The organism is Photobacterium sp. NCIMB 13483 (assembly GCF_003025475.1).
In the GTDB taxonomy this organism is placed as follows: domain Bacteria; phylum Pseudomonadota; class Gammaproteobacteria; order Enterobacterales; family Vibrionaceae; genus Photobacterium; species Photobacterium piscicola.
The window spans coordinates 63,478-90,226 of record NZ_PYLV01000003.1; the positions used below are offsets into that span (position 1 = coordinate 63,478).

Consider the following 26,749-nt stretch of genomic DNA (forward strand, 5'->3'; position numbering starts at 1 on the left):
GTTCCTGTGAGGGATACTATTACCCCTAATGGTGACAATTTCAAACCTCATCATCTTACTTTTAGCCAACCGTTTGCGTTTGATCGCTGTTTTTTACATCATTACCATTTACACAAAATATTACCCACATCGATATGGCGTCGAATAAATTCAATGAAAAGATTTACCTTGTTAGGTAAAAATTTATGTCTTGGATAAACTGCATACAACGGCATATGTTGTGTAAGTTGCCAATCAGGCATTAATCGAATTAACTTACCTGTTCGAATCTCATCCGTTAATAGATAGGTGGCTAAATAACCAATACCATTACCGGCAATCGTTGCATCACGAATCGCATCAGCAGAGTCAACACGGTAATTCCCCGTCACTTTAATATCCTGATTATCATTTTGTTGACTAAAGCTCCAGACATTATCTTTACGCTCACGACTAAAATAAATAATGCAATTATGCTCAATTAAGTCACTAGGGTGATAAGGCACACCGTGAGTCGCTAAATATTCAGGACTTGCCACCAATACAAAGTCACAATTACTCAAATGCCGCGCCACAAACCCTTCTGGTGGAGAATCCATAAACCCAATCCAAAGATCGAGCTGCTCTGCAATTAAATCAACACGATGATCAAATAAACTCAACTCTAAGTTTAATAATGGATGTTGTTCATGGAACTCATTAATATAGGGTGCTACGTGGTTAGATGCGAAAGACTGCGCAATACCTACGCGTAATAAACCTTGGGAATTGTCTTCATTTCCTAATAATTCACTTTCAGCTTCATTTATTTCTTCTACTACTTTTTCACAATGCTTAGCAAACAAACGTCCCGCCTCTGTTAATGCAAAAGAGCGCGTTGTTCGTTGTACTAATTGTACTCCAAGTCGTTGTTCTAGTTGCTGGATAAGTTTACTCACTTGAGTGCGAGATATATCAAGTAACTGTGCTGCTTTAGTAAAGCTTTGTTGTTTAGTAAGTGCATTAAAAACAATCATTTGCTGTGCTTTTTTTAACATCTACAACCTTTATCTTTAAATAAAAAATCTAATAACACCTATACGGGAAGATTCATTTAATCCGTAATTCTGTTGTCATTGATAGTATATGTCAGCCCTTTATTAACTGAATATTAATTCCTACTTGTTATACATAGAAAATAACACGTAATAACAGCGAACATCGCTACATACCTCATCGTATTTTATTACAACATTCATCGAGTGTTCAAACTTCTGAAACATTACTGTCACATAACTTTCCTACTCTTTGTCATGTTCATTCAAACCTATTGGCATTTTGCCCAACAAGAAAGGATTAGGAAAATGAAAACAAAGATTATCGGCGCAGTTGTTGTTGCAAGTTCACTTATAACGAGTTCTGCAGTGTTTGCTGGCGAGACTATCTCTGTTGTAGGTTCTAGCTCTGTTTCTCCCCTCATGGAAGTTTTGGGTGAGACTTATGCAAAATCTAACGATGTTACGGTAGAAGTTCAAGGACCAGGATCATCAGCGGGTATTCGTGTTGCTCACGATGGCTCGGCAGATCTTGGCATGTCATCACGTAGCTTGAAAAAATCAGAAGAATCACCACAACTTAAAGAAGTTGTTATTGCACGAGACGGTATTGCCGTGGTGGTGAATAACAGTAACTCGGTCACCGATCTAACCAAAGAACAAATCACTGAGATCTACAAAGGCAATGTCACTAACTGGAAACAAGTGGGTGGTGAAGATAAACCTATCGTTGTCGCAACTCGCGATACAGCATCAGGTACCCGTGGTGCATTTGAAGACATTATGTCACTAAAGAAAAAAATTAACGGAATCAAAGTCTCTGCCATTTCACAAAAAGCACAAGTGGCAAGTGGCAATGGTCAGCTAAAAACAACGGTTGCGAATAATCCTTTTGCTATCGGTTACATTTCACTAGGTTCAGTTGATAACACAGTCAAAGCACTCACTATTGATGGCCATAAACCCTCTGTAGCTTCAATTAAAGCCGGTGATTATAGCGTTCAACGCCCATTCATTGTGGTTTATAAAGAAGGTCGTCCATCAGCTGAAGCATTACAATTCCTTACATGGACACAATCGCCAGCAGCACAAAAGATTGTTGCAGATAAAGGCTTTATCTCAGTTAACTAATTTTTTTTTAACGCTCAACATTTGAGTTGAGCGTTTTTGACTTCTCAGAAATAGACAATTATTGGTCTTGTTTCTGGAGTGTAGATTATGACCATCGCAAATATTGAAAAATCGATCAAGGATACACCGTTGCTAAAGTCGAAGAAACGTATTGACTGGCGAGAATTGTTCTTTAAATACCTATTTATGCTCAGCGCAGCTATCGGTATTTTATCCCTCGTAACCATTGGCTATTTTATTTTCCGTGAAGGCTATGCGGCTTTTGCCTATTCAGGCGTTACTGGCATTATCTTGGGTACGGATTGGTTACCTCCAGCTCTCTATGGTATCGCACCGATGATTGTTGCTTCATTAGTCTCAACGGCTGGAGCAGTGATGATTGGCGTGCCTATTGGCGTATTAACCGCAATTTTTATTGCTGAAGTCGCCCCAAGATCACTCGCTAACTTTATTCGCCCAATGATTGAGCTTTTAGCGGGTATCCCCTCTGTTGTGTATGGCTTTTTTGGACTGGTTATTATTGTACCGCTGATTCAAGAAATATTTAACGTGCCAGCGGGTAACACCATCTTAGCGGGAATTATTGTACTTGCAGTGATGATCCTTCCAACTGTGATTACGATTTCTGAAACCTCAATTCGTGCAGTACCTCGTGCTTATAAAGAAGGCTCTTTAGCACTAGGGGCTTCATCAATGTTTACTATTTTTAAACTGATCGTCCCAGCAGCACGTTCTGGCATTATGACAGGTGTTATTTTAGGCGTAGCGCGTGCACTTGGTGAAACCATGGCCATTATTATGGTAATGGGTAATTCCCCTGCTATGCCTGAGGGGTTACTTGAATCTGCACGAACGTTAACAGCAAATATTGCCATTGAGATGTCTTACGCAACAGGAATTCACGCTAGCGCATTATACGCAACAGGTATTGTATTACTGGTATTTATTATGACGCTAAACGGTGCCCTCCTTTATCTTAACCGTGAGCGAGCAAGGTAATTTCTAATGACTAATAATCACTCATTATCATCTCAACACTGCCGATTAGAAAATGCTAATCCTGCAGCCCAAAAACTAAAAGATCGTCTGTCGCTCGCCATCATCTGGTTATCGGCAAGCATTACTGTTGGCTTTTTATTATGGGTAATGTGGTACATTCTTAGCAATGGCCTCGCTCATGTTGATTGGTCTTTCATTAGCTCTAACTACACCACTATAGGTAAAGAATCCGGTATTTGGCCGATGATCATTTCAACACTATATATGGTCATTGCCTCTATTTCGGTAGCGGCTCCATTAGGAATCATGACAGCCATTTATCTTACTGAATATGCCAAAGTGGGGAGCCGTTTAGTTAAAGTCATTCGTTTTTGTACTGAATCTTTAGCCGGTATTCCCTCTATTATTTATGGCCTTTTTGGTATGACCTTTTTTGTGGTTATTCTTGGATTTGGTTATTCCATTTTATCAGGAGCATTAACATTAAGTATCTTAATTCTCCCAGTGATTATTCGTACCACTGAAGAAGCATTAATGGCTGTACCACAAACTTACCGTGAAGGCTCATACGGTTTGGGTGCCTCTAAAATTTATACTATTTGGCGACTTATTCTTCCTAGTGCAATGCCAGGAATTGTAACCGCTATTATCCTCAGCGTCGGTCGTGTTATTGGTGAATCAGCACCGGTATTTATGACAGCAGGCATGGTAGCGCGTATCCCTGAAAGTGTGTTTGACTCAGGACGTACGCTTACTGTTCACCTGTACAAGCTAACGCAAGAGCTCTACACCGTACATGAATGGAACCAAGCTTATGGTACCGCTACCGTACTCATTATTGTTGTTCTTGTTATCAACCTGATTACCAAGCTTATCGCTAGCCGTTTTAACACTGCGACTTACTAAATTCTGAGGATATGAACATGAACAAATTTAATATTGAAAATCTTGATCTTTTCTATGGTCAAAACCAAGCACTGAAAAAAATCAATTTACCTATTCCTAATCGCCAAGTTACCGCACTTATTGGGCCTTCTGGCTGTGGAAAATCAACCTTATTACGTTGTCTCAACCGTATGAACGACTTAATTGAAGGTGTGTCGATTAAAGGCTTACTGACTATTGATAATGAAAATGTCTATGGCAATATCGACGTTGCTCAGTTACGTATTAAAATCGGCATGGTATTTCAAAAACCCAATCCATTTCCGATGAGTATTTATGAAAATGTTGCTTATGGTTTACGCGCACAAGGCATCAAAGATAAAAAAACTTTAGACACCATCGTTGAACAATCATTGCGTGGTGCTGCCTTATGGGATGAAGTAAAAGATCGCTTAAAGTCACATGCATTTGGCCTCTCTGGCGGTCAACAACAGCGATTATGTATTGCGCGTACTATTGCGATGAAGCCTGAAGTAATATTAATGGACGAACCGACATCAGCGCTTGATCCTATCGCAACCAAAAAAATTGAAGATTTAATGGAAACCCTTAAGAAAGAATTCACAATTGTGATTGTTACCCACTCAATGCAGCAAGCACGTCGTATATCAGATCGTACTGCATTTTTCTTAATGGGTGAATTAGTTGAACATGATGAAACACAAAATCTCTTTAATAACCCAGCAGACGACCGTACTCGTGGTTATGTAAATGGTGATTTTGGTTAAAGCACTATGTAACGGATAATAATAGCGATGGTACAACTTGCCTCTTCTTTTTATGAAGGGGCTTTTTTTATTTAAAACTAAACGCATTGTATAAAAGTGATCGTCACAACAATAATAAAGCCATTGCAACCTTAATATTAAAGATGTATTTTATAGTTATGTTTTATAGCATCACTACTGTTAATCAAAGGAGATTCCCATGACTACTATTCCAAGTGATTATGTTAATTATAAATCTACACCTATTTTTACCCCTGAAAATATCCCCAAAATGTTTCTGCACCTTCATAATACCCGTGCTGGTGTCTATGGCAAAATCTGTGTTTTACAAGGCCAATTGAAATTTTATGGTTTTAAAGATCAGCGTGGCGATATTGAGCAAGAAATTGTTGTCAATGCCGGAGATATGGCGATTAGTCCACCACAATATTTGCATAAAGTGGAATTTTTAACTGAAGATACCCAGTTCCAAGTGCGCTTTTACGCACAACAAAACAGCCAGATTGTACGTGATAATCTTAATGAACGTGCAACTCAAGCATAATGATGTAATAGCACAGGCTTACAATTGTTATCACTTCAATGTGAAATTAACCCTATAATGACAGTGCCTTAAAAATTATAAGCTAATCTTATCTATACCGACCAATCACTCAAGAGTGATGTATATTATAAGGTGTAAGAATGTGCTATAAGCTACCCATAAAACAAGTAACATCGTGGATAAACGTACTAACATCAACCAATATCCCAATAAAATCAGTCGCGTTATTGATCAATAATTCGCCAGTGCAAAATTTATTTATTGAACAGTTTAGTCATTTAAACATTAAAACATATCAATTAATAAAAGAAGCAGATCCTAACCAATTGCTCAAACAGATCCTTAATAGTGACTGTAATATTCTTATGGTCGATAGATCTAGCTACCCGCTATTGCGACAAGTCATGTCCGCTGATACACAACACAATATTATTATTGCCCTCACACAAGAATCTTGGATGCCAGATTGGACGTGGACTTTCACTCAATGCCATTTTTTAAGTCAGCAAGATCTTCCATAAACAAGCTCGAAATCTATATCGTCATTTAGAGGTCATCTATTTTAGTCTCATTTTTTTGATATAACATTGAATATCTATAGCCGTAAGCGCCGATTTAGCTATAATCTGCTCATATTTGTTTAACGACAATAAATAGCCTGTTATCAGTTATTGATAACGCCATATTTTTAATATCACCAGCAGGAGTTTATCGCAACATGCGCTTACTGGTACTAATGCTTCTCTTTGTTTCAACGCTAAGTTTTGCGAATACAAAACCACAGCCTGAAACTCCACAACAAGAAAATGTGGAATATCAACAGCTTCAAAAACTTAATGCTGAATTAAGCATATTAGCAAAAGAAGCAACATCAACCACAGGTTCATCACTTGATGTGGTTCGCTTACAATTACTTAATAAAAACAAAGAATTAAGACAAACATTAACTGATTTAATTGACGATAAACAAGCGGATAAAAAACGACTACTAAAACAAGTAGAACAACAAATAAAGTTTGCAGCCGAAGCTGAAAAATTTTTACAAACTAAAGTTGAACGCGATCAAAAAGATCTCGATAAAGCAAAAGATACGGATAAATTAGTTGCATTAAAAGCCCTCACTGAAAGCCGTGATTTTATCATTCTGGTGCTTAATGAAGAGTGGGAAAACTATCAGTGGATGGATCGTTTAGGTAAACCACAACCTAACTCGATTAAAGCACTTAAGAAAAATATTGAACATCGCCTAGACTTTATGTCGGCCTCACTAACTTTTGGTAGTCAAGCGTTAGAATTAAACGATAACCAAATAAAGACAGCAACGGGTGATGAACTAAAGACATTACAAGTTACTCAAATTTTGTCACAACGCCAAGTTGATAGTGATACTAAAAACTTAACAGATTTAGTTAAACTTGCTGACAATATGGGTATTGATACTGCTGAATATAAGCGATTATTGTTTGAACAAACAGGTAATGTGACCGATGACTTACTAAATAGTAAAGTTATGTGGTCAATCGTTACTGCATGGACGTCTGATTTTAGCTCATGGTTATTTGAAAACTTGCCACAGATGATCTTTAAAGTATTTATCTTTATTTTTATCATCTTCGCATTTAAAACATTAAAAAATATTGTCCGTAAAATGGTGACACGAGCGGTATCGACAAAGAACTTAAAAATGTCGATGCTTATGCAAGAGTTCTTTATTTCAATGTCGGGCAAAATTGTATTTGCTATCGGTATTTTGATTGCGCTTTCACAAGTAGGTTTAAACCTTGCACCAATTCTAACTGGTTTTGGTGTGGCAGGTATTATTATTGGTTTTGCCCTACAAGATACATTGTCTAACTTTGCCTCAGGTATGATGCTATTAATTTACCGCCCATTTGATGTCGGTGATTTAGTAGAAGCAGGTAGTATCACAGGTAAAGTAAGCCACATGAGCTTAGTCAATACCACCATTAAAACATTCAGTAACGAAATTATTATCGTACCAAACAGTAAAATTTGGGGTGATATTATCAAGAACGTTACTCATGAAAAAGTACGTCGTATTGATATGGTTTTTGGGATTGGATACAGCGATGATATTGAAAAAACAGAACGTGTTTTACAAGAAATTGTTGAATCTCATCCTTCTGTTTTACGTAGCCCAGAACCAAACATTAAGTTACATACATTAAATTCATCATCGGTTGATTTTATTGTGCGCCCTTGGGTTAAAACAGATGATTACTGGGATGTATATTGGGATATCACACGAGAAGTGAAAATGCGCTTTGATCGTGAAGGCATTTCAATTCCATTCCCACAGCAAGATGTACATTTGCACATGGTTGAAAAAGCCATTGAATCAAAAACTGCATAATCATTAGCAGTACATCATTAAATAGAAGGGCTCGTACTTACTGGCCCTTTTCTTTTTCTAATAACTCGTAAAAATATTTTATTTACTTATCTGTTTTTTAAACAAGTCACAAATATACCTTTAGTAACAAATAAATCGGCGTTATTAAGTCAAAAAATAGGTATAATCACGACGAGCAAGTATTGAACTAATCTAAATTTTTATTCAATATTCCCACAATTAGCATGAACGTTAACGAACATGCGTTAAAAATAAGTGTCCATTATTTGGTTAAGCAGATTTTTTTATATCTGTACTTTTGCTCACTCATACACATTACTGTTCAGGAATAACTATAATGAAAAAGCGTCTATTATCTGCACTGGTACTCCCAATGATGTTAGCTGCATGTTCTACAACGGGTATTACCAAAACACCACAACCAGTAACTAGCAATGATCTTGCTAATGGCAACTGGTCTTTAGTGCAGATTGATAATCAGGATCTTGCTCAACCAGAAGCCGCTCAAGCACCAACTCTAACACTAGCAGCAGATCTTGCAGCTAATGGTCATGCTGGTTGTAACCGTTACTTTGGTCAAGCTGAAGTAAAAGATGGTCAGTTCCGCATTGAAAAAATGGGAATGACAATGATGTTATGCCCAGATAGTGAAATGAAGGTTGAACAAACATTCACACAATCACTTTCTGATTGGAATAAAGTTAGCATTTCAGGCGACACAATGACGATGACTAACGCAAAGCATACATTAACATTTGCTCGTGACATGGCTGCAGCAACAGCAAAATAATCGCCTCTCAATAAAAGCTGTTTACACACTTTCGATAACAAAGAAAGCTGTGTAAACGGCTTTTTTATTATTCACAGATTATGCAGCATTAACCTTGTGATATTTTTCACGCAGAATATGTGCCGCAGTCACCATATTGGTTAAGGCCGCTTCAGTTTCCGTCCAATTCCGCGTTTTTAAACCACAATCAGGATTGATCCATAAACGCTCAATCGGAATGAATGTCGCGGCTTTATCAATTAATGCCGTTATCGTATCGACGTCTGGAATATTAGGTGAATGAATATCATACACGCCAGGACCGATTTCATTAGGGTAAGCAAACACTTCAAACGCCTTGAGTAGGTCCATATCTGATCGTGATGTTTCAATCGTTATCACATCAGCATCTAATGCTGCAACAGACGCAATAATCTGGTTAAACTCGCTATAACACATATGAGTATGAATTTGTGTTTGTGGTGCAGCCCCTGCGGCTGAGATCTTAAACGCCTTGACTGCCCAATCGAGATACTCTTGCCATTGACTTTGTTTTAGCGGTAACCCTTCTCTTATTGCTGGCTCATCAATTTGAATAATTTTAATTCCAGCGGCCTGCAAATCAGTAACTTCATCCCGTAACGCTAAAGCAATTTGATTTGCTATCGCTTCTCGTGATAAATCTTCACGCGCAAACGTCCAACCTAATATCGTTACAGGACCAGTTAGCATACCTTTCACCAGTTGAGTCGTTAATGATTGGGCATAACGGATCCATTCAACGGTCATTGGCTGGGCGCGATAAATATCCGACACAATAATTGCAGGTTTTACACAACGCGAGCCATAGCTTTGCACCCATCCATATTGCGTCACTACAAAGCCCTCTAGTTGCTCTGCAAAATACTCCACCATATCATTGCGTTCGGCTTCACCATGAACGAGAACATCAAGCCCCAAACGATGCTGGCGAGTAATTGCCTCTTGAATATGTACTTGTAGCGCTTGATTATAATCAGACTCAGTGAGACGCCCTGCTTTAAAATCACTACGTTGACTACGAATCGTCGTTGTTTGCGGAAATGAACCAATGGTCGTAGTCGGTAATAATGGCAACTGTAACGCGTGTTGCTGTTGAATCGCCCGTTCAGAATAAGGAAGATCACGCTCAGCCCATTGAGGCGTAATTGCCGCTGTCCGTTGTTGTACTTGCAGATTATTCACTCGCTCACAGCTCAGACGATCTTTTATACTAGCGCTATAAGCTGCACATTCAGCAATCGCATTCTGATCACCATCAAGCGCTTGGGCTAATAACGTAATTTCACCACATTTTTGTTTCGCAAAAGCGAGCCATTGACGAACATCGGCATCGAGATCTGTTTCACTATCGACATCTAGCGGGCTATGTAATAACGAGCAAGAGCTTGCCAGCCATAAATTCGCTCCCAATTGTTGTTTAATTGGTTGTAAACACGTTAGCCATTCAACGAGATCAGCTCGCCACACATTACGCCCATTGATCACTCCAGCAGATAATACCCAATGATCAGGGATGGCCTCAGAAACAGCCGTTAATTGTGCAGGTGCTGCTGATAAATCAATATGTAAACCATCAACACTGAGCTGCGAAATTACAGCTAATTGGTGACTAATATCATCAAAATACGTGGTCAATAATAACTTAGGCCCACCATGTAACACTTGATAAGCTAGTTTAAAACTCGCCGCCCATTCATGCGGCAATTCAAGGGTGAGTGCTGGTTCGTCAATCTGCACCCACTCGACACCTAATGCCGCTAATTTAGTCAATATTTGCTGATAGGCCGTCAACAATCGTGGCAGTAATGTTAAGCGATCGAACCCTTGTTGTTTTTCTTTTCCTAACCATAAATAAGACACAGGGCCTAATAATACGGGTTTGACATTATGACCCGCTTTTTTTGCCTCAGCGACTTCTTCAAACAACTGTTGCCAACTGACATTAAAGCTATCTTCCGCTGTAAATTCAGGCACGATATAATGATAGTTAGTGTTAAACCATTTCGTCATATCAGCGGCAGCACAGGAGCATCCTGTTGGTGCTTTGCCACGTGCAACACTGAACAACGTATCTAAATCAGGAAAACCTTGTTGATGACGTGTTGGAATATGTCCAAGCAACATGCTGGTTCCTAATACATGGTCATACCAAGCAAAATCCCCAACCGCAACATAATCAAGTCCGGCTTTAATTTGATCATTCCAATGACGATGACGTAAGTCTTTTCCAACCTGTTTCAGTTGTACTTGATCACTCTCACCACGCCAATAACACTCTTGAGCAAACTTTAATTCACGTTGACTTCCAACCCGTGGATAACCAAGTATATGAGTAACTGTTTTTGCTGCTGTGGTCGTTTCATTTAATGCTATTGTCATTGTTACATCCCTATAATTCAATATTTTATCAACCATAAAACCATATAAAAACAATGGCTAAGATGACATCGATTGATTAACACAGTGACGGACAACAACACTGACAACAAGGTAATTTATCTCATAATGATCATGAATTTATTTCACATTTGAATACTGGTAATTCATCTAATCAACCATTAAAGTGGACATTTAGACGTCTAGATGTTTACAATCTCAAATTAACAGCGTAGATTAAAAAACAATCAATTTATGTCACAAAGATCCAAGGATGGAACATGATTGAACTTAAACATCTAAAAACATTAACAGTATTAAGAACAACGGGCTCTCTCACCGCAACAGCCAATAATTTATGCCTAACGCAATCAGCGCTCTCTCATCAATTAAAAGATCTGGAACAACGTTTAGGTAATCCGCTTTTTTTACGCAAAACACGCCCAGTATGCTTTACAGCAGAAGGAAAAGTACTATTGGCTTTAGCGGATAACGTTTTACCTACAATACAAGCAGCAGAACAAGAATTAGTTAGCTGTAGACACCAAACAGCCGGTCGATTACAGATAGCAATTGAGTGCCATTCTTGTTTTCAATGGCTAATGCCAGCATTAAAACAGTACCAAGTCTTGTGGCCAGATATGGATATTGATTTTTCATCAGGGTTTAGTTTTGAGCCAATCCCTGCCCTTGCAAAAGGTGAATTAGATTTAGTCATCACATCCGATATTCAACCTCGTCATGAAATTCATTATGAGCCATTGTTTGATTTTGAAATGTGTTTAATCGTTGCGCCACAATCAGCATTAGCTTTTAAATCACATATTGTGGCGACTGATCTTGCAGATCAAACCCTACTCAGTTATCCCATCCAGCGTAACCGACTAGATATAGTAAAACACTTTCTACAACCCGCAGGCATTGATCCATTAGCATGGAAACAAGCAGATAATAGTTTAATGTTAATTCAGATGGTATCAGCAGGAATGGGAGTCGCAGCGTTACCGAATTGGGCGGTTGATAATTTTGTGCATCAAGGATTAATTGTTAGTAAACCATTAGGTAAGGGATTATGGCGGCGTTTATTTGCAGGGGTACGAGCTTCAGAACAAAAACATCATTATTTAGAGGCTTTTTTTGCAACGGCGAAACAACAATGTCAGCAACATTTACAAGGCATTAAAACGGTTTAACACCTTGTATAATGCCATCGCTATTTACTTAAACTGATTATTCAACGGATCGTAGTGATAACCTTGTTGAGCCAGTTTTTCAGAAAGCTCGGTCTCACTTAATTCATAACGAGATGCTAATTCTGCCATTGAATGACACTCTAATCGTAAACGCTCATTAACGATACCAATCACAATATGGGTATCCATACCAAGTAAATTATTGATTTCCATTATTCCCCCTTACTGCTTAATGATCACAGCCAACCTTTGTTTTATTAAGCATAGACGACTTATTATTGTTTCTCCTTTCCATCAATAACAGATAAAAAAAAGCCCTTATCTCAACCAAGATAAAGGCTCATAACACTGATAAATATTTAGTATTAAAATAACGTTAATTGCATTACCGCAGAAAATGTAAGTAGCGCAGCCGCCACTAATAACTGCCATTTATTGATAGTTTTATGTAATAAAATATGTCCTGACCACACCAGCATTGCTACAACTAAACACAATAATGCAACAACAATTTCAACAGTATAAGGGGCTGTTGCTGCCTCACCCATGAAGATAATTTTCCAAACTAAGAGTAATACCGACACTATCGCACTGATAAAACCAACAAATGGCAATATACGGTGAAAAGCCTGTAAACGTGTACGTGAGAACGTCAATAAAACATGAGCAAGTAAACTACCATATAAAGCCATCGCCACTAAACTTAGCAATACTTCCGGCATATCCATTATAGGAAATAGAAAAATCCAACTAATAAAACCTAGTAAATTAGATCCATAAAGTACCTTTAACGGTCCTGAATCTCGCGTTTTACTGGTTTTCACTTTGACAGTAAAGAATAACAAACTCAATAAAGGCAGTACTGCCCATACTTGGCTAATGGCAGCCAATAACCAACCAATAAGCAGTACTGGCAGCATTTTATGCACTCGACCTCGTTGGCCAGGGCAAATCTCCCCTTTAGTGAGTACTAACGTAAGAATACATTGCGCACCAAGCAGTGCTGGAATTAAAAATGCGAGATAGCCGATCATAATAAGCATCAATTAAAAATAAAAGGAGCACAATTATACTCAAGTCACAGCAAGATGCGAATGAGAGCTTTCTATTAACAATTAACCTCCACGAATTGATTCGTAACTTATACCAACCAAGACTTTATATTATCTAAACGACACTTCAACGAACAAAAAGGAACGTATAAAATGTTCGTTCGCTCATTTGTGTGCGATGGCTCACCAAACGTTATGTAATTTAGTGGCATATTAACCCTATTAAAATAGTGGGCGTTATCAACGCTAATAATATATTCAATAACGATAAGCGAAACGAACATGACGACTTGGTTAGAAACAGAGGTTGTGATCATCGGTGGTGGCGCAACAGGAACAGGAATTATGCGTGACTGCGCCCTGCGCGGTATCAAATGTATCTTGATTGAAAAAGACGATTTAGCCTCTGGTACAACCGGCCGTAATCATGGCTTACTTCATTCTGGTGCTCGCTATGCGGTTACTGATCCAGAATCAGCCAAAGAGTGCATCATTGAAAACCGTATTCTTAAAAATATTGCCCGCCATTGTGTGGAAGATACGCAGGGATTATTTATTTCCCTTCCCGATGACGATCTGCAATTTCAACAACAATTTATCAGTTCCTGTCAAAGTGCTGATATTGACGTTGAACAATTAACACCACAGCAGGCATTACGATTAGAGCCTAATTGTAATCCACAGCTTATAGGTGCAGTAAAGGTCCCCGACGGTACAATTGACCCTTTTCGCCTTGCTTCTTCCAACGCGCTTGATGCGATCGAACACGGTGCACAACTTTTTAATCACACTTTTGTCACCGCGCTTATTCAACACAATGGCGTCGTTAAAGGGGTTAAATGTTTAAATTTAAAAACCAATACCCACTTTGAAATTAGAGCTCAACAAGTTATCAATGCCGCCGGGATCTGGGGACAACAAATCTGTGAGTATGGCGATCTTAATATCACTATGTTCCCAGCCAAAGGATCATTATTGATCTTAGATTATCGAATTAACAACTTAGTGATCAACCGTTGCCGTAAACCTTCTGATGCCGATATTTTAGTTCCTGGTGATACCATCTCATTAATTGGTACAACATCTGAACGTATTGATTATAAAGATATTGATGATTTGCATGTCACTAGCAGAGAAATTGATATTCTCTTAAAAGAAGGTGCCAAACTAGCACCTATAATGGCTAATACTCGAGTATTACGAGCTTATGCTGGCGTACGTCCATTAGTTGCTGTAGATGGCGATACTAGTGGGCGTAATATCAGCCGCGGGATCGTGCTATTAGATCATGCTGAACGCGATAGCATGGACGGTTTTATTACTATCACGGGCGGTAAGTTAATGACTTACCGCATGATGGCTGAATGGACAACCGATCTTATCGCTAAAAAGCTGGGTAACACCACCCCTTGCACCACTCATCAACAACCATTACCCGGTTCTGAACAACCCAAAACCATTAAGCATACCGCTAGTTTAGCTAAACCTGTTTATCAGTCAGCTTACTATCGTCATGGTGAACGTGCTGAGCAATTTTTAACTGACAGCAAAAAAAGCCAAGCCATTATTTGTGAATGTGAAATGGTGACCTGTGGTGAAGTTGAGTATGCCATCAAGCAACTGGATGTGCATAATTTAGTCGATTTACGCCGCCGTACCCGTGTTGGAATGGGGCCTTGTCAAGGTGAATTATGTTCTTACCGTGCCGCAGGTTTATTTGCTGAATATGGTAATACTGATGGCAACCACGCTAGCCATATTCTCAGTGATTTTCTTGAAGAACGCTGGAAAGGTATTAAACCTGTTTTTTGGGGTGATGCGCTGCGCGAAGGTGAATTCTCTTATTGGATCTATGAGGGTTTATTTGGTGTGAGTGATATTCCACCAGCATCTACATCTACATCTACATCTACATCTACATCTACATCTACCAACACTATCAATCCAAGCTGTGAGGAAAAATAATGAAATTTGATAATATAATTATTGGTGGTGGTGTTGCTGGCTTAACCTGCGCTATTCGTTGTGCTCAAGCTGGACTCAAAACAGCCGTTATTGCAGCTGGTCAAAGTGCACTGCATTTTTCTTCAGGCTCAATTGATGTCTTAAGCCGTTTACCTAACGGCACAACAACACATTACCCTTTTGATGAATTTGATACTTTATCTCATCAATCACCACTGCATCCTTACAGTAAGTTAGGACTTGATGTTACTCGTCAAGCAATTGATTGGTATCAACAAACAATTGCAAATATTGGTATTAAACTGCACCATCAAGCAGATGATTGTAACCATTTACGCATTACACCAATGGGGACATTTAAAGCAACGTGGTTATCACAAGCAACGGTGCACCCTTTTCCGATGTTTGAACCCGCTAAATCATTACGTAAATTAGCATTAGTTACAATTGATGGTTTCCGTGATTTTCAACCCCAATTAGCAGCCGATAATTTACGTCTACTGCCCCACTTTGCTAACGTGGACATTACCACTGCCGCTATTGCATTGCCTGAAGCGGAATTAATGCAACGTAATCCGTGTGAATATCGTTCAATTGATATTTCTCGTGTTTTAGCTGATGACAATAAAATACAACGTTTTGCCTTAGCCATGAAAAATACTATTGGTGAGGCTGATTTAGTCGTTCTTCCTGCCGTGTTTGGTAATGGGACTGGTCTTAAAGTTATTAGCAAACTGGAACAATTAACAGGCTACACATTATGTGAAATTCCAACGATGCCGCCATCATTACTGGGTATACGTTTGGAAGATGCAATGAAAGGTTATTATAAATCATTAGGTGGACTTATTCTGGCGGGTGATGAAGTCACTCATGGCGAATTTGAAAATAACCAACTCCAACGTATTTTTACGCGTCATCATGGTGATATGCCGTTAATTGCTAATCATTATTTATTAGCCAGTGGTAGCTTCTTTAGTCGAGGTTTACACGCTGAACGTCATCATATTGAAGAAGCTATTTTTGGATTAGACACTGCGCCATTAGCATCAACGAACCACCAGCACTGGTATCAACCACAATTTTTCAGTGATCAACCACATCAATTTCTAGGAATGGGTGTTGAAACGAATCAACAATTACAACCAAGCCTTAATGGCAATGTGATTACTAACCTTTATTGTGCTGGTGCTATTTTAGCCCATTACAACCCTGTTTTTGAAGGTAGTGGCAGTGGTGTTGCTATCAGCACAGGGTTTCATGCTGCACAATCAATGATCGCGTTACACGACAAACACACATCCACAGCAATTTTTCCATCATTAGCAGAGGGCAATATCTAATGCTCAAGCAAGATACCAGTTTTGACCAATGCATTAAATGCACCGTATGTACCGTTTATTGCCCTGTTGCTAAAGCAAACCCTAATTACCCCGGCCCTAAACAATGTGGTCCAGATGGTGAACGATTACGGATTAAAAGTGCTGAGTTTTATGATGATATGCTTAAGCTTTGCACTAACTGTAAACGCTGTGAAACCGCTTGCCCTTCAGGAGTAAAGATCGGTGACATGATTGTCGTTGCACGTAGTAAACACGCTAAACATGACCTCAATATTAAAACAATTCGAGATTTCGTGTTAAGTCATACTGATTTAATGGGTTCTGTGGCAACCCCTTTTGCGCCTATTGTTAATGCGATTACAAGCATGAAACCCGTTAAAAAGATCATGCATAAAACCATCGGCGTTCATGATCATAAAACATTACCTAAGTATTCTCATGGCACATTCCGCCAATGGTATAAAAAGCACTGTTCGAATCAAACCCACTATCCACAACAAGTACATTACTTTCACGGTTGTTATGTCAATTATAATAATCCACTGTTAGGCCAAGATTTTGTAAAAGTCATGAATGCAATGAATATTGGGGTACAGTTATTGGATAAAGAAAAATGCTGCGGCGTACCATTAATTGCCAATGGCTTCTTTGATAAAGCAAAGAAAAATGCATTACTTAACACGCAAAGTTTTGAAGCGGTTATTGAAAAATATAATTCAACCATTGTTTCAACCTCTTCAACCTGTGCCTTTACTTTACGTGAAGAATATCCGCATGTATTAAAAATTGATAATGCAAAAGTTGCCGATCGAATTGAATATGTCACCCGTTTTTTACTCAAAGCATTTATGAACGGCAAGACTCCTAAACTAAAACCCGTTAATAAAAAAGTGGTTTATCACACACCTTGTCACCTTGAACGTACTGGCGGTAGTTTATATACCATTGAACTACTTAAAATGATTCCAGGGCTAGAGCTTGAAGTTTTAGACAGTCAATGCTGTGGCCTAGCGGGTACTTATGGTTTTAAAACTGAAAACTACGATACTTCAATGAGAATTGGTGAAGATTTATTCCAAAAAATACGCAGTGCTAACGCTGATTATGCGATAACTGATTGTGAAACCTGCAAATGGCAAATTGAAGAAAATGCAAATTTAACCACGATCCACCCAATCAGTTTACTCGCAATGGCACTCGCTGATTAAACATGACTTTACCAATCTTCTATTTTTGATAATACTCATCATATACGCAGTATTTCCCCCCGATTAAATACTGCGTTCTTTTAACTCGTGCAATAGCTAACACGAGATCGGTTCATCAAAGATATAAGAAGTCATATTATGTTATACATCAAACAATTAGGTTTGCTCTTTGTCACCCTCATTTTAAGTAGTTGCTCGTTTATGGCCATTGCTGCAGATAGCCATGAAACGATCCACTTTAAAACAGGGGCCACCAGCGGTGAATATGTCGCAACAACAGCGGGCTATGATGTCAATAACTATGTTTTTTATGCCCAAAAAGGCCAGCATTTAAACGTTACTCTTGATACTAAAAGCACAAAATTATGGGTCGTGCTCTTAGACGAAAAACTTGAGAGACTTGCCGATTTAACTCCATTTTCAGCAGATCTAAATGATAAAGGTGATTATGTATTACCTTATAGCGGTAAATACAGTGTTCGTATTGGTCAATACCGTGCCTTTGCTCGTCGAGGCGAAAGCAGCCATTATAAATTGATTATCAGTATTGATTGATCGTTATTAATTCGGCTGCAATTCTAAAACAGACTGCTGTTTCGCTTTAATTAATAGTCCACAACAAACAAACATCAGCATATATAACAATGTGCCACCAATAACAACGGTATCCCAACCACCATGTAGCCAACAATATATCAAGAAGAAACCGCCTAAACTGCCACCAATGTAATAGTGGACTAAATACAACGCAGTGGCGGTTGCCTTCGCAACTTTAGCATGCTGACTTACCCAAGCATACGCTAATGAATGAGTAAAAAATGCGCCAGAGCTTAACAATAATAAGCTAATAAATATTGTAATACGCGATTCAACTAACCCTAGCCACATTCCAACTAAACTTAAAACACCCCCTAAAATCATGCCTGATAATGGGCTATATTTACTCGCCCAACGCCCACTCAAACGCGATGTTATGGTACCAGTGAGGTAACAAAGGAAGATTAATGACGCCCAACTTAAAGGTAAATTAAACGGTGCAGCAACCAATCTAAATCCTGTCACTGAATAAAGGTTAACAAATAAAGCAAAATTAACCCCACCAATCAACATTGCTAACCATAATATCGGTTGTTTAATATGCGCAACCACTTGATAAGCATGAATACTAAGACGGTGATGATGATGAATAAAGTGTTGTTGTGGCGGTAGTAATTTAATCACAATAAGCGCCCCAATGAGACTCATTACAGCCATACCCAACACAGCCCAATGCCAACCTAATTGTTCCCCTATAATACCGCCATATAATCGTCCTGCTATTCCACCTAATGAATTAGCGCTGATATAACCACCAACCGCGAGCATTAATGCTTTAGGACTAAATTCTTCTGCCATATAAGCAACAGCAACAGCAACATAACCAGCGACTGATATTCCCATTACCGCACGAGCTAAGGTCAGTGCAAACAAATCATGAGTAAACATCATTGCAATACCAACGATGGGCATCAGCAATAAACTGATCACCATAATAATGCGTCGTCCAACAATTTCTGATGCAATTGCCCACGGAATAAGACATACCGCTAACATTAATGTTGTTGCCGCCAATACCCAATTAATCTGAGTAGCAGACACTGCAAATTCCGTCGCCATTAATGGCAACAACGGCTGGAACAAATACAAATTACAAAAAACGATAAAAGAGCCTAATGCCAATGCAAAACTGGTTTTCTTATAAGCTAATGTATTTGTTTCTATCATGATTTCACCACTAAAAAAGATCCATGTTTAGTGTGCACATTATTAAGCGCACAATGTTGCATTTGATAAGACTAAACATAACGTGACAAAACGATAACAACAGCAGCATAATAAAGAAAATATATAATTAATATCACGGTAATAACTAAAGACTATAGCTATGGATACTCGTTTACTGACTTATTTTACGCAATTAGCGGCGACTAAAAACTTTACTCGTGCCGCTGAACAATTACATATTGCGCAGCCTGCTCTAAGCGTTGCTATAAAAAAATTAGAGCAACAATTAGATCTAACATTATTTTATCGAAATGAGCGTAAAGTCACACTGACTCAAGAAGGTGAAGTATTACTGGTACATGCGAAACAAATTCTACAAAAAATAGATGATGCGACACTCGCAATGAAAGAGTTGCGCGGCTTAGAAAAAGGAGAAGTAAGACTAGGTGTACCTAGCATGTTGGGATCGTATTTTTTCCCTCAGATATTAATGGGGTTTAAAAGCCACTATCCTAATTTAAAATTGACCATTGTCGAAGCGGGAACGCAATCTATTCGGCAAATGCTTATTGATGGTGAACTAGATTTAGGCGTTATTATTAATCATAACGTTCCCTCGACGTTACATATCGAACATCTTTTACGTTCACAGATGGTCGCTGTAGTCAGTGAACAACACGACTTTTCTACAAAAAAAAGCCTAAGTTTTGATGATTTTTTTGGACAAGAGTTAGTTGCATTTAAGTCAGGTTATTTCCATCGTGAAATGTTAGATCATGTCTGTGAACAACATAACTTAACGCCTAAAATTTCATTTGAAACTAATCTATTACCAATGATTTTACAAATTGTTCGTCATGATTTTGCCATTACAGCACTGCTTGAATTAGTCACCGATCATGAGCCACATCTGATCCCCATCCCTTTTTCAGATCCGATCCAACTAGACCTTGCAATGGCATGGCGTAAACAAGGCTATTTATCACTGGCCAATAAAGCTTTCATTGAATACGTAAAACAACAATGCCAACAATAGCCAATTAATGTAAAACCGCATTCTACCTTGCTAAATTTAACAGATAAAAAACAGTTATCCGTCAATTCAACCTTAAAAATAAAACCAAAAAATTAACATTACCAATAAAAATATGGATGAGATCATATATTGATTGCTTAACAGTCGTTCATAAGCTTTTTTTTCGCTACATTACTCACGTAATTTATGAAAAATATGCAAAAAAACATCATAAATACATATTTTTTTAGTTTTAAGGAGAGGAGTTTCCATGACGGAATTGTTAATTGGTTTGGTGATCACCATTGCTGTTGGCTATTACATAGTAAAAGGATATAAAGCAGCAGGTGTACTTCTTGTTGCGGGTATTCTTCTATTAATTCTAGCTGGATTTTTAGGACACACGGTCTTGCCAAAAGGCATCACATCAACAGGGAATTTACTAACAGACTCACTTGAGTATGTTAAATATATGCTCCAATACCGCAACGGTGGTCTTGGCTTACAAATTATGTTGTTATGTGGTTTCGCAACATATATGACCCATATTGGTGCTAACAATGTTGTTGTAAAACAATTTTCAAAACCTCTTTCTTTTATTAAGTCACCTTATGTTTTATTAGTTGCGGCTTATATTGTTGCCTGTCTAATGTCATTAGCAGTAAGCTCTGCAACGGGTCTTGGGGTGCTATTAATGGCAACCTTATTCCCAATGATGACCGCAATGGGTATTTCTCGTCCAGCAGCCGCTGCTGTATGTGCCTCACCTGCCGCAATCATTCTTTCACCAACCTCTGGTGATGTAATTGTGGCCGCAGAAAAATCAGGCTTACCTTTACATGTTTTCGCAGTAGAAACTGTATTACCCGTTTCTATCTGTGCCATTATCGTGATGTCAGTCGCTGCATTTTTCTGGAACAAATACCTTGATAAGAAAAATAATACGCCAATGGAAAAGCTAGATATTTCTGAAATAGAAGTCAAAGCACCTGCTTATTATGCGATTTTACCTTTCTTACCTATTTTTGGTGTTTTCCTATTTAACGGTGAAACCATTCCAGGTCTAACTCTTGATATTTATACTATTGTAGTACTTTCTATTGTCATTGGTGCCGTGGTTGATTTCTTTACTAATCGTTTCAATGGTAAAGAAACCCTTGAAAATCTTGAAGCTTGTTACGCTGGTATGGGCGATGCTTTTAAAGGCGTTGTGATGTTATTGGTCGCAGCAGGTGTATTTGCGCAAGGCTTAATGTCAATTGGGGCAATTGATAACCTACTCGCTCTTGCTGACAAAGCAGGTGCTGGCGGCGTGGCACTCATGCTATTACTAACAGCATTAACTGTTGCTGCTGCAATTGCAACAGGTTCAGGTAATGCACCTTTCTATGCTTTTGTTGAGTTAGCACCACAGTTGGCGGTTAAGCTTGGTTTAAGCCCTGCATTCTTGATTATTCCAATGCTACAAGCGTCAAACCTAGGTCGTACTATTTCACCTGTATCAGGTGTTATTGTTGCAACATCGGGTATGGCACAAATCAGTCCATTTGAAGTCGTTAAACGTACTGTGGTTCCGGTGCTTTGTGGTTTAGTTACCGTCATTATCGGTACGATGGTATTAGTACCTATGTACGCTTAATTATTATTAAGCCATAATTTAACGAGTTAAGCCCACTGATAATATATTCTCAGTGGGCTTTTTTATGGCATCACTCACGATCTACGCTAACGATCACAACGACTAAAACACCTTATTATATGACTTATCGTTTATTACACGCCTTAGCTGATAAAGGTTGTTTATAATCCAAATGGCGTAAACTTTAATTGATATAAAGACTGTTTCATCACTTGTTCAGTAACATTCTCAAGAGACCCCATTAAGAGTAAAAGAGATGTGATTAATTGGTAAATTTTATCCATTTCATCTGGAGTAAGTTGACCATAAAATGAGGGTAATTTATCTTTGTAGTCTGTTAACTTATTCTGTAATACGACTAACTTAGAAGCATGTGTTGTAGCAACATTTTCACAGATCATCGTAACCCCAGTGATCGCAATAAGCTCCTGAACACACCCAATAATAAACGTATTAATGCTTTGATTGTATTGCGTTGCTTGCCATTGTTCATAGTTATCGGTAAATGAACGGTAATAAAAACAAGATCGATAACCTAAGTTAAGTAATGTTGTTACTTGCGTTTGATCGATCTGCTCATAGTTCGCCCAGCTAATTTTTGTACTCGCCATTTCTGCAAGTGATACCGCTTGTACTGGTGTTGAAATACTCAATGAAAGGAATTTATTCGCATTTTCATTAACCAGTTTTTTTAATCCGAAATGTAATCGAATTCGAAATTGACTAAGCTGACGTAAAAACACATATTCAGGCTGACTTGAATAAATGCCATTATAAACCCAGAAAATAACCAACAAACTGATAGATAGCAGCGTAATCGTTAACAGTGACGTACCTACGCTATAGGTCGGTGTTAATTGAATCGCACTGGTTGTCATTAACATCAAATTCTGACAACCCAATAAGCGATGAAATACCTGTTGCGGTTGATTAAAATAAAACCACAGTACAAAGACATTAATAAAATAAAATAACCCTAATTGCCAAAGTTGACTTAAGTGAGGCAGAATAAAAATATATTGGAATAGTGCTAATACAGACCAAACGATCATATGCATTAATATATAACGCGGGCTTACAAAGGGTAACGATAAAGCAACACTACCAAAGACAAGGCTTAACAGCACGATCATTACTCCCCCTTGCATGGGAATAAAAAGCCACAAGCCAACGCTGATCCAAAAAATCACTAAGGTCTTAAAAACATTAATAAGTCGTTCGGAATCTAAAGATATATTAAACAAAGCAGATGATGATTTCTTTTTTAGCGTTATCTCTGATGGACTTTCACTCAAAATCGCTTGAGTCAAATGTTGGTATATCGACGCCTGCAACGCATCCATCTTGGCTAAGTTTTGTGCCAACATCATTAAAGCACCATGATGTAATTCTTTACAATTAAGTAATGAATCCAATGAAAATGGAGCCACAAATAAAGTGTTATCAACCATATGCTGACGAATGCAGTGATTCGTCGCCTGTGGATTTTCAACGACATAACTCAATAAGGTGATTGAATTTATATATCTATTTTTGAGCGCTGTTAATACCGCGATTAACGCTTGTTTTTGTTCCGTCGTAAACTTTTCGTCAATAAGATTAATGGCTTCAGACAAATGTCCACCCAGTAGAACCCATTGGTTTTGCTCATTTCTTATTGTCTCCCAAATGGGAAACTCACTGTTGATTTGATAACTATCTGTTTTCGCTGCTTGCAGTAAATCATCGATACGGGCTAAATATTTTAAACTATCGCTCCATGAAACATTACGGCTTAACATTTCATTCGATTGAATATCAATAATCGCTTGTTCTATCTTTTCTTGCTTAGTTTTAGCGTTACTTAGTAACGTATTAAGTAACACAATACGACTAGATACAGGGCTAAAAACACTAAAAACAAAGCTAAAACAAATAACGCCAAGAATGGTTTCTTGTAATCTAAGTGCAGCAATAGCAAAGGTTTGTTCTGCTGATAAATTCCCCATCACAATAATGACGCATGACACCATCAACCCGATAGTCCACGCATAACCATTTTTAGGATTTGTCTGTTGATAGATGCACACAGCAATAATCAAAGAATAAACCAACAGAAAAGCTAAAGGTTGTTGACCAAATAAATCAATTAAAACGAAAGCAATAATAACACCAGCAAACGTACCAATGATTCGATGACGACCTTTTTTTAAAGAATGACCATTAGTTTCTGTTGCAGCCATTACAATCACAGCAAAAGCAGCCCAATAAGGCTTATTCCACCCCAAAGCTAAAGCAATGACGATGGATAGCGTTAAAGCTGTAGCAACTTTTAATGGCATTACCCAGCGTCTTGTACTCATAGTATTCCCTTAACCATTTCGATTAAGCTCTGATTTTGTTGGTTTTTATGAATAACAATAGAAGCAGAAGAACCAATACGAAATTGAATACCATCAGGAATATTATCTAAACGAATTTGAACGGGAATACGTTGAGCTAAACGGATCCACTGAAATGTTGGATTCACATTTGGCAATAAAGAAAGTCCTGTACTGCCATTTTTATGGGAAATACCATAACCAATACTCTCAACAGAGCCTTGTAATGGTTGATCGCCATACGCCATTAAGGTCACCGTCGCTTTATCACCTGAAGCCACATCTTTAATATCTGTTTCTTTAAAAAATCCTTCAATCCAAAAACTATGCTTATCAATAAGAGCAACTACGGGTTGATTAGCGACAACTTGAGTGCCGATATTTACATTTAAGTTAGTAATATAACCATCAACAGGAGCGGTCACTTTAGTAAAACTTAAATCTAATTTACTTTGATCATATACCGCTTGAGCCGCTTCAACGCCCGCTTGAGCTAATCTCACTGATATTTTTTGCTGCACTAATGTCATTTGAGAAATAGCACCAGGTTGGCGGTGTATTAATTCACGCTCTCGTGTTGCTTCATCTTGTGCTCGCTGCAATTGTGCTTTTGCTTGATCTCGATTTCCCTTCGCTTTTTCTACTGCTATTTCATAAGGTCGAGGATCAACAACAAAAAGAACTTGGCCTGTTTTTACTTCACTATTATTTTTTATATTCAATGCAATAATAGGCCCAGTAACCCGTGGCGTAATTTGGACAATTTGGGCGCGAACTAAACCATCTCGCGTCCAAGGATTAATAATATATTGTTGGTATTTCCAGCCAATTGCAGCAAGCGCAATAATGACAAAACTACTAGTAATAAATAAGCGTTTAAACATGGTTATCTCTATTATATTCAAATTACTACAGAGTATTAGAACGATCTCTTAACATAGTTTGAAATCATTATGACGGAAAAATAAACGTACTAATGAGCACGGTATAAATAACTGCAATCGATAACTCAACTAACGGTGGGTTTGATACATATCGATACCATTTAACCGTATTAAAAAGACGGACAGTTAAAGAGGTACAAATAATTGCGATAAAACCTGAAATCAGAAGAGGCGGAAAGTAAATTTCTCCGATAGCAATCTCTTTAGGTACGAGATTTAGCATGGTTGTTGTCCGCTACTGTGAGTTTATATAAGTAATAAAAAATTTATTTACAATAAAGTGTAATCATAGTCATATTATTGACTTAAATAAAGATACGAATATGGAATACAATCACAACTGTGAGTTTCTAATGATAGAAATTATCACAATTTTTTGTTAGGAATTGCCAAAATGGATCGTATAACAAGCATTGAAATTTTTGTAAGAGCGGTTGAATTAGGTTCATTTGCGGCAGTCGCAGAAGAACGTGATATCAGCGCACAAATGGTAGGCAAGCACATTCACGGATTAGAAACATCATTAGGTGTTAAATTACTCGCTAAATCAACACGTTTTCAAGCATTAACCACTGCTGGCGAACAATTTCACCTACGGTGTATTAATATTCTATCGGAGCTAAAAGCAGCTCAAGAAGACATCTATCTAGATCTCAATGAACCGATGGGTAAACTAAAAATATATTGCGGTGTCAATTTAGGTATTAGCCTACTCTCCCCTTTATTAGGTAAATTTATTCAACAATATCCGCAATTAGAGATTGATTTAACATTAGATAATAATCCACCAGATATTTATCGTGATGGTTATGATCTTATTTTCCATGATCGAATTGAGGGATATGAATTTTTAGTCGGCCACCAAATTTGTAGCTACGATATGGTCGCATGTGCGACACCTGAATATTTACAGCAACATGGCATACCACTAGAACCCAAAGCATTAGAGCATCACCAATGTTTAAGACACACAACGGCTTATCATGCCCATCGTTGGTGCTTTAAAAACGCAGCTGGTGATTATTTTTCACCACGTATTTCATCTCGATTTACGATCAATAGTGGACAAGCGATGCTAGCGGCGGCAATGGAAGGTACAGGAATTACAATACAGCCCTACTTTCAAGTTCAAGCTGCGTTAGATTCAGGGGAATTAGTACAAGTGTTAACAGATTATCAATTGCCAAAAATTGAGTTGTTTATGCTTTATAAGCCGTCATTACGACAAACGTCTCGACTAACGTTATTAAATGATTTTCTACAAAGAGAACTAAACAACCAATTAAATATTAAATATTAAATATTAAATAGTTATCTACGTTAATAAAAATAACTCAATTACAAA

Annotated in this window: 24 protein-coding genes; 16 read left to right on the plus strand and 8 right to left on the minus strand. The window is 38.0% G+C overall.

Going from position 1 to position 26,749, the window contains the following annotated elements; all coding sequences use genetic code 11:
- Nucleotides 1-101: 101 nt before the first annotated feature.
- Nucleotides 102-1,016: a LysR family transcriptional regulator gene (locus C9I86_RS03965; RefSeq protein WP_107275707.1), complete on the minus strand. Its 915-nt coding sequence runs from the start codon at nt 1,014-1,016 to the stop codon at nt 102-104.
- A 306-nt stretch (nt 1,017-1,322) separates the two neighbouring features.
- Here C9I86_RS03965 and C9I86_RS03970 point away from each other — a divergent pair, with 306 nt between their 5' ends.
- From C9I86_RS03970 to C9I86_RS04005, 8 genes are all read left to right on the plus strand, one after another.
- Nucleotides 1,323-2,144, plus strand: coding sequence for a phosphate ABC transporter substrate-binding protein (locus tag C9I86_RS03970; protein WP_080159175.1), 822 nt, complete (start codon nt 1,323-1,325; stop codon nt 2,142-2,144).
- Nucleotides 2,145-2,231: 87 nt separating this feature from the next.
- On the plus strand, nt 2,232-3,143 hold the full coding sequence (gene pstC, locus C9I86_RS03975) for a phosphate ABC transporter permease subunit PstC (protein ID WP_107275708.1): 912 nt from the start codon (nt 2,232-2,234) through the stop codon (nt 3,141-3,143).
- Nucleotides 3,144-3,149: 6 nt separating this feature from the next.
- Nucleotides 3,150-4,049, plus strand: a complete 900-nt coding sequence (gene pstA / locus C9I86_RS03980; protein ID WP_080159173.1) for a phosphate ABC transporter permease PstA — start codon at nt 3,150-3,152, stop codon at nt 4,047-4,049.
- Nucleotides 4,050-4,066: 17 nt separating this feature from the next.
- Complete coding sequence (pstB, locus tag C9I86_RS03985; RefSeq protein WP_107275709.1) at nt 4,067-4,816, plus strand: phosphate ABC transporter ATP-binding protein PstB; 750 nt, start codon at nt 4,067-4,069, stop codon at nt 4,814-4,816.
- Nucleotides 4,817-5,015: 199 nt separating this feature from the next.
- Nucleotides 5,016-5,360: a DUF1971 domain-containing protein gene (locus tag C9I86_RS03990; RefSeq protein WP_107275710.1), complete on the plus strand. Its 345-nt coding sequence runs from the start codon at nt 5,016-5,018 to the stop codon at nt 5,358-5,360.
- A 140-nt stretch (nt 5,361-5,500) separates the two neighbouring features.
- Nucleotides 5,501-5,881, plus strand: coding sequence for a hypothetical protein (locus tag C9I86_RS03995; RefSeq protein ID WP_080159170.1), 381 nt, complete (start codon nt 5,501-5,503; stop codon nt 5,879-5,881).
- Between the two features lie 197 nt (nt 5,882-6,078).
- Nucleotides 6,079-7,734, plus strand: a complete 1,656-nt coding sequence (locus C9I86_RS04000; RefSeq protein ID WP_107275711.1) for a mechanosensitive ion channel domain-containing protein — start codon at nt 6,079-6,081, stop codon at nt 7,732-7,734.
- Between the two features lie 337 nt (nt 7,735-8,071).
- Nucleotides 8,072-8,524, plus strand: a complete 453-nt coding sequence (locus C9I86_RS04005) for an META domain-containing protein (RefSeq protein WP_080159168.1) — start codon at nt 8,072-8,074, stop codon at nt 8,522-8,524.
- 78 nt (nt 8,525-8,602) lie between these two features.
- Here the strand turns inward: C9I86_RS04005 and metE are convergent, their stop codons facing one another.
- Nucleotides 8,603-10,924, minus strand: a complete 2,322-nt coding sequence (gene metE / locus C9I86_RS04010; RefSeq protein ID WP_080159167.1) for a 5-methyltetrahydropteroyltriglutamate--homocysteine S-methyltransferase — start codon at nt 10,922-10,924, stop codon at nt 8,603-8,605.
- Nucleotides 10,925-11,202: 278 nt separating this feature from the next.
- On the opposite strand from metE, the gene C9I86_RS04015 reads away from it, so the two are divergent.
- Nucleotides 11,203-12,114 (plus strand): LysR substrate-binding domain-containing protein, encoded by a 912-nt coding sequence (locus C9I86_RS04015; protein ID WP_107275712.1) that lies wholly within the window; start codon nt 11,203-11,205, stop codon nt 12,112-12,114.
- 24 nt (nt 12,115-12,138) lie between these two features.
- Here C9I86_RS04015 and C9I86_RS04020 read toward each other — a convergent pair whose 3' ends face one another.
- A complete protein-coding gene (locus C9I86_RS04020; protein WP_080159165.1) occupies nt 12,139-12,327 on the minus strand; it encodes a DUF4250 domain-containing protein in 189 nt (62 codons plus the stop codon).
- Between the two features lie 152 nt (nt 12,328-12,479).
- Nucleotides 12,480-13,148 (minus strand): hypothetical protein, encoded by a 669-nt coding sequence (locus C9I86_RS04025; protein WP_107275713.1) that lies wholly within the window; start codon nt 13,146-13,148, stop codon nt 12,480-12,482.
- A gap of 300 nt (nt 13,149-13,448) precedes the next feature.
- On the opposite strand from C9I86_RS04025, the gene glpA reads away from it, so the two are divergent.
- The 4 genes from glpA (at nt 13,449) to C9I86_RS04045 (ending at nt 18,237) form a co-directional block, all read left to right on the plus strand.
- Entirely contained in the window at nt 13,449-15,131 is a 1,683-nt protein-coding gene (glpA, locus tag C9I86_RS04030; RefSeq protein WP_107275714.1) for an anaerobic glycerol-3-phosphate dehydrogenase subunit A, read from the plus strand.
- Nucleotides 15,131-16,474, plus strand: a complete 1,344-nt coding sequence (gene glpB, locus C9I86_RS04035; RefSeq protein WP_107275715.1) for a glycerol-3-phosphate dehydrogenase subunit GlpB — start codon at nt 15,131-15,133, stop codon at nt 16,472-16,474. Before glpA ends, glpB begins: the two co-directional genes overlap by 1 nt.
- Entirely contained in the window at nt 16,474-17,682 is a 1,209-nt protein-coding gene (glpC, locus tag C9I86_RS04040) for an anaerobic glycerol-3-phosphate dehydrogenase subunit GlpC (protein ID WP_107275716.1), read from the plus strand. Before glpB ends, glpC begins: the two co-directional genes overlap by 1 nt.
- Nucleotides 17,683-17,820: 138 nt before the next feature.
- The gene (locus C9I86_RS04045) at nt 17,821-18,237 is read left to right on the plus strand and encodes a hypothetical protein (protein WP_080159160.1); all 417 of its coding nucleotides are present in this window, start codon (nt 17,821-17,823) and stop codon (nt 18,235-18,237) included.
- A gap of 6 nt (nt 18,238-18,243) precedes the next feature.
- On the opposite strand, the gene C9I86_RS04050 is transcribed toward C9I86_RS04045, so the two are convergent.
- Nucleotides 18,244-19,446, minus strand: a complete 1,203-nt coding sequence (locus C9I86_RS04050) for an MFS transporter (protein ID WP_107275717.1) — start codon at nt 19,444-19,446, stop codon at nt 18,244-18,246.
- Nucleotides 19,447-19,606: 160 nt separating this feature from the next.
- On the opposite strand from C9I86_RS04050, the gene C9I86_RS04055 reads away from it, so the two are divergent.
- On the plus strand, nt 19,607-20,482 hold the full coding sequence (locus tag C9I86_RS04055; RefSeq protein ID WP_107275718.1) for a LysR family transcriptional regulator: 876 nt from the start codon (nt 19,607-19,609) through the stop codon (nt 20,480-20,482).
- 250 nt (nt 20,483-20,732) lie between these two features.
- Nucleotides 20,733-22,100: an anaerobic C4-dicarboxylate transporter DcuC gene (gene dcuC, locus C9I86_RS04060; protein ID WP_045037933.1), complete on the plus strand. Its 1,368-nt coding sequence runs from the start codon at nt 20,733-20,735 to the stop codon at nt 22,098-22,100.
- Nucleotides 22,101-22,261: 161 nt separating this feature from the next.
- On the opposite strand, the gene C9I86_RS04065 is transcribed toward dcuC, so the two are convergent.
- The 3 genes from C9I86_RS04065 to C9I86_RS04075 form a co-directional block, all read right to left on the minus strand.
- Complete coding sequence (locus tag C9I86_RS04065; protein ID WP_107275719.1) at nt 22,262-24,442, minus strand: FUSC family protein; 2,181 nt, start codon at nt 24,440-24,442, stop codon at nt 22,262-22,264.
- Nucleotides 24,439-25,344, minus strand: coding sequence for an HlyD family secretion protein (locus C9I86_RS04070; protein ID WP_107237884.1), 906 nt, complete (start codon nt 25,342-25,344; stop codon nt 24,439-24,441). The genes C9I86_RS04065 and C9I86_RS04070 overlap by 4 nt, the downstream gene beginning before the upstream one ends.
- Before the next feature lie 67 nt (nt 25,345-25,411).
- Complete coding sequence (locus tag C9I86_RS04075; protein WP_080159154.1) at nt 25,412-25,627, minus strand: DUF1656 domain-containing protein; 216 nt, start codon at nt 25,625-25,627, stop codon at nt 25,412-25,414.
- A 171-nt stretch (nt 25,628-25,798) separates the two neighbouring features.
- Here C9I86_RS04075 and C9I86_RS04080 point away from each other — a divergent pair, with 171 nt between their 5' ends.
- The gene (locus C9I86_RS04080) at nt 25,799-26,704 is read left to right on the plus strand and encodes a LysR family transcriptional regulator (RefSeq protein WP_107275720.1); all 906 of its coding nucleotides are present in this window, start codon (nt 25,799-25,801) and stop codon (nt 26,702-26,704) included.
- Nucleotides 26,705-26,749 lie beyond the last annotated feature (45 nt).

Excerpts from the sequence above, each read along its gene's own strand:
- C9I86_RS04000 (WP_107275711.1), top strand. The coding sequence starts at position 6,079 with ATGCGCTTACTGGTACTAATGCTTCTCTTTGTTTCAACGCTAAGTTTT.
- pstC (WP_107275708.1), top strand. The coding sequence starts at position 2,232 with ATGACCATCGCAAATATTGAAAAATCGATCAAGGATACACCGTTGCTA.
- glpB (WP_107275715.1), top strand. The coding sequence starts at position 15,131 with ATGAAATTTGATAATATAATTATTGGTGGTGGTGTTGCTGGCTTAACC.
- pstA (WP_080159173.1), top strand. The coding sequence starts at position 3,150 with ATGACTAATAATCACTCATTATCATCTCAACACTGCCGATTAGAAAAT.
- C9I86_RS04075 (WP_080159154.1), bottom strand. The coding sequence starts at position 25,627 with ATGCTAAATCTCGTACCTAAAGAGATTGCTATCGGAGAAATTTACTTT.
- C9I86_RS04065 (WP_107275719.1), bottom strand. The coding sequence starts at position 24,442 with ATGAGTACAAGACGCTGGGTAATGCCATTAAAAGTTGCTACAGCTTTA.
- C9I86_RS04020 (WP_080159165.1), bottom strand. The coding sequence starts at position 12,327 with ATGGAAATCAATAATTTACTTGGTATGGATACCCATATTGTGATTGGT.
- C9I86_RS04045 (WP_080159160.1), top strand. The coding sequence starts at position 17,821 with ATGTTATACATCAAACAATTAGGTTTGCTCTTTGTCACCCTCATTTTA.
- C9I86_RS04050 (WP_107275717.1), bottom strand. The coding sequence starts at position 19,446 with ATGATAGAAACAAATACATTAGCTTATAAGAAAACCAGTTTTGCATTG.
- C9I86_RS03965 (WP_107275707.1), bottom strand. The coding sequence starts at position 1,016 with ATGTTAAAAAAAGCACAGCAAATGATTGTTTTTAATGCACTTACTAAA.
- C9I86_RS03990 (WP_107275710.1), top strand. The coding sequence starts at position 5,016 with ATGACTACTATTCCAAGTGATTATGTTAATTATAAATCTACACCTATT.
- C9I86_RS04080 (WP_107275720.1), top strand. The coding sequence starts at position 25,799 with ATGGATCGTATAACAAGCATTGAAATTTTTGTAAGAGCGGTTGAATTA.
- C9I86_RS04055 (WP_107275718.1), top strand. The coding sequence starts at position 19,607 with ATGGATACTCGTTTACTGACTTATTTTACGCAATTAGCGGCGACTAAA.
- C9I86_RS03995 (WP_080159170.1), top strand. The coding sequence starts at position 5,501 with ATGTGCTATAAGCTACCCATAAAACAAGTAACATCGTGGATAAACGTA.
- C9I86_RS04025 (WP_107275713.1), bottom strand. The coding sequence starts at position 13,148 with ATGATCGGCTATCTCGCATTTTTAATTCCAGCACTGCTTGGTGCGCAA.
- C9I86_RS04015 (WP_107275712.1), top strand. The coding sequence starts at position 11,203 with ATGATTGAACTTAAACATCTAAAAACATTAACAGTATTAAGAACAACG.
- C9I86_RS04005 (WP_080159168.1), top strand. The coding sequence starts at position 8,072 with ATGAAAAAGCGTCTATTATCTGCACTGGTACTCCCAATGATGTTAGCT.
- glpC (WP_107275716.1), top strand. The coding sequence starts at position 16,474 with ATGCTCAAGCAAGATACCAGTTTTGACCAATGCATTAAATGCACCGTA.
- C9I86_RS03970 (WP_080159175.1), top strand. The coding sequence starts at position 1,323 with ATGAAAACAAAGATTATCGGCGCAGTTGTTGTTGCAAGTTCACTTATA.
- glpA (WP_107275714.1), top strand. The coding sequence starts at position 13,449 with ATGACGACTTGGTTAGAAACAGAGGTTGTGATCATCGGTGGTGGCGCA.
- pstB (WP_107275709.1), top strand. The coding sequence starts at position 4,067 with ATGAACAAATTTAATATTGAAAATCTTGATCTTTTCTATGGTCAAAAC.
- dcuC (WP_045037933.1), top strand. The coding sequence starts at position 20,733 with ATGACGGAATTGTTAATTGGTTTGGTGATCACCATTGCTGTTGGCTAT.
- C9I86_RS04070 (WP_107237884.1), bottom strand. The coding sequence starts at position 25,344 with ATGTTTAAACGCTTATTTATTACTAGTAGTTTTGTCATTATTGCGCTT.
- metE (WP_080159167.1), bottom strand. The coding sequence starts at position 10,924 with ATGACAATAGCATTAAATGAAACGACCACAGCAGCAAAAACAGTTACT.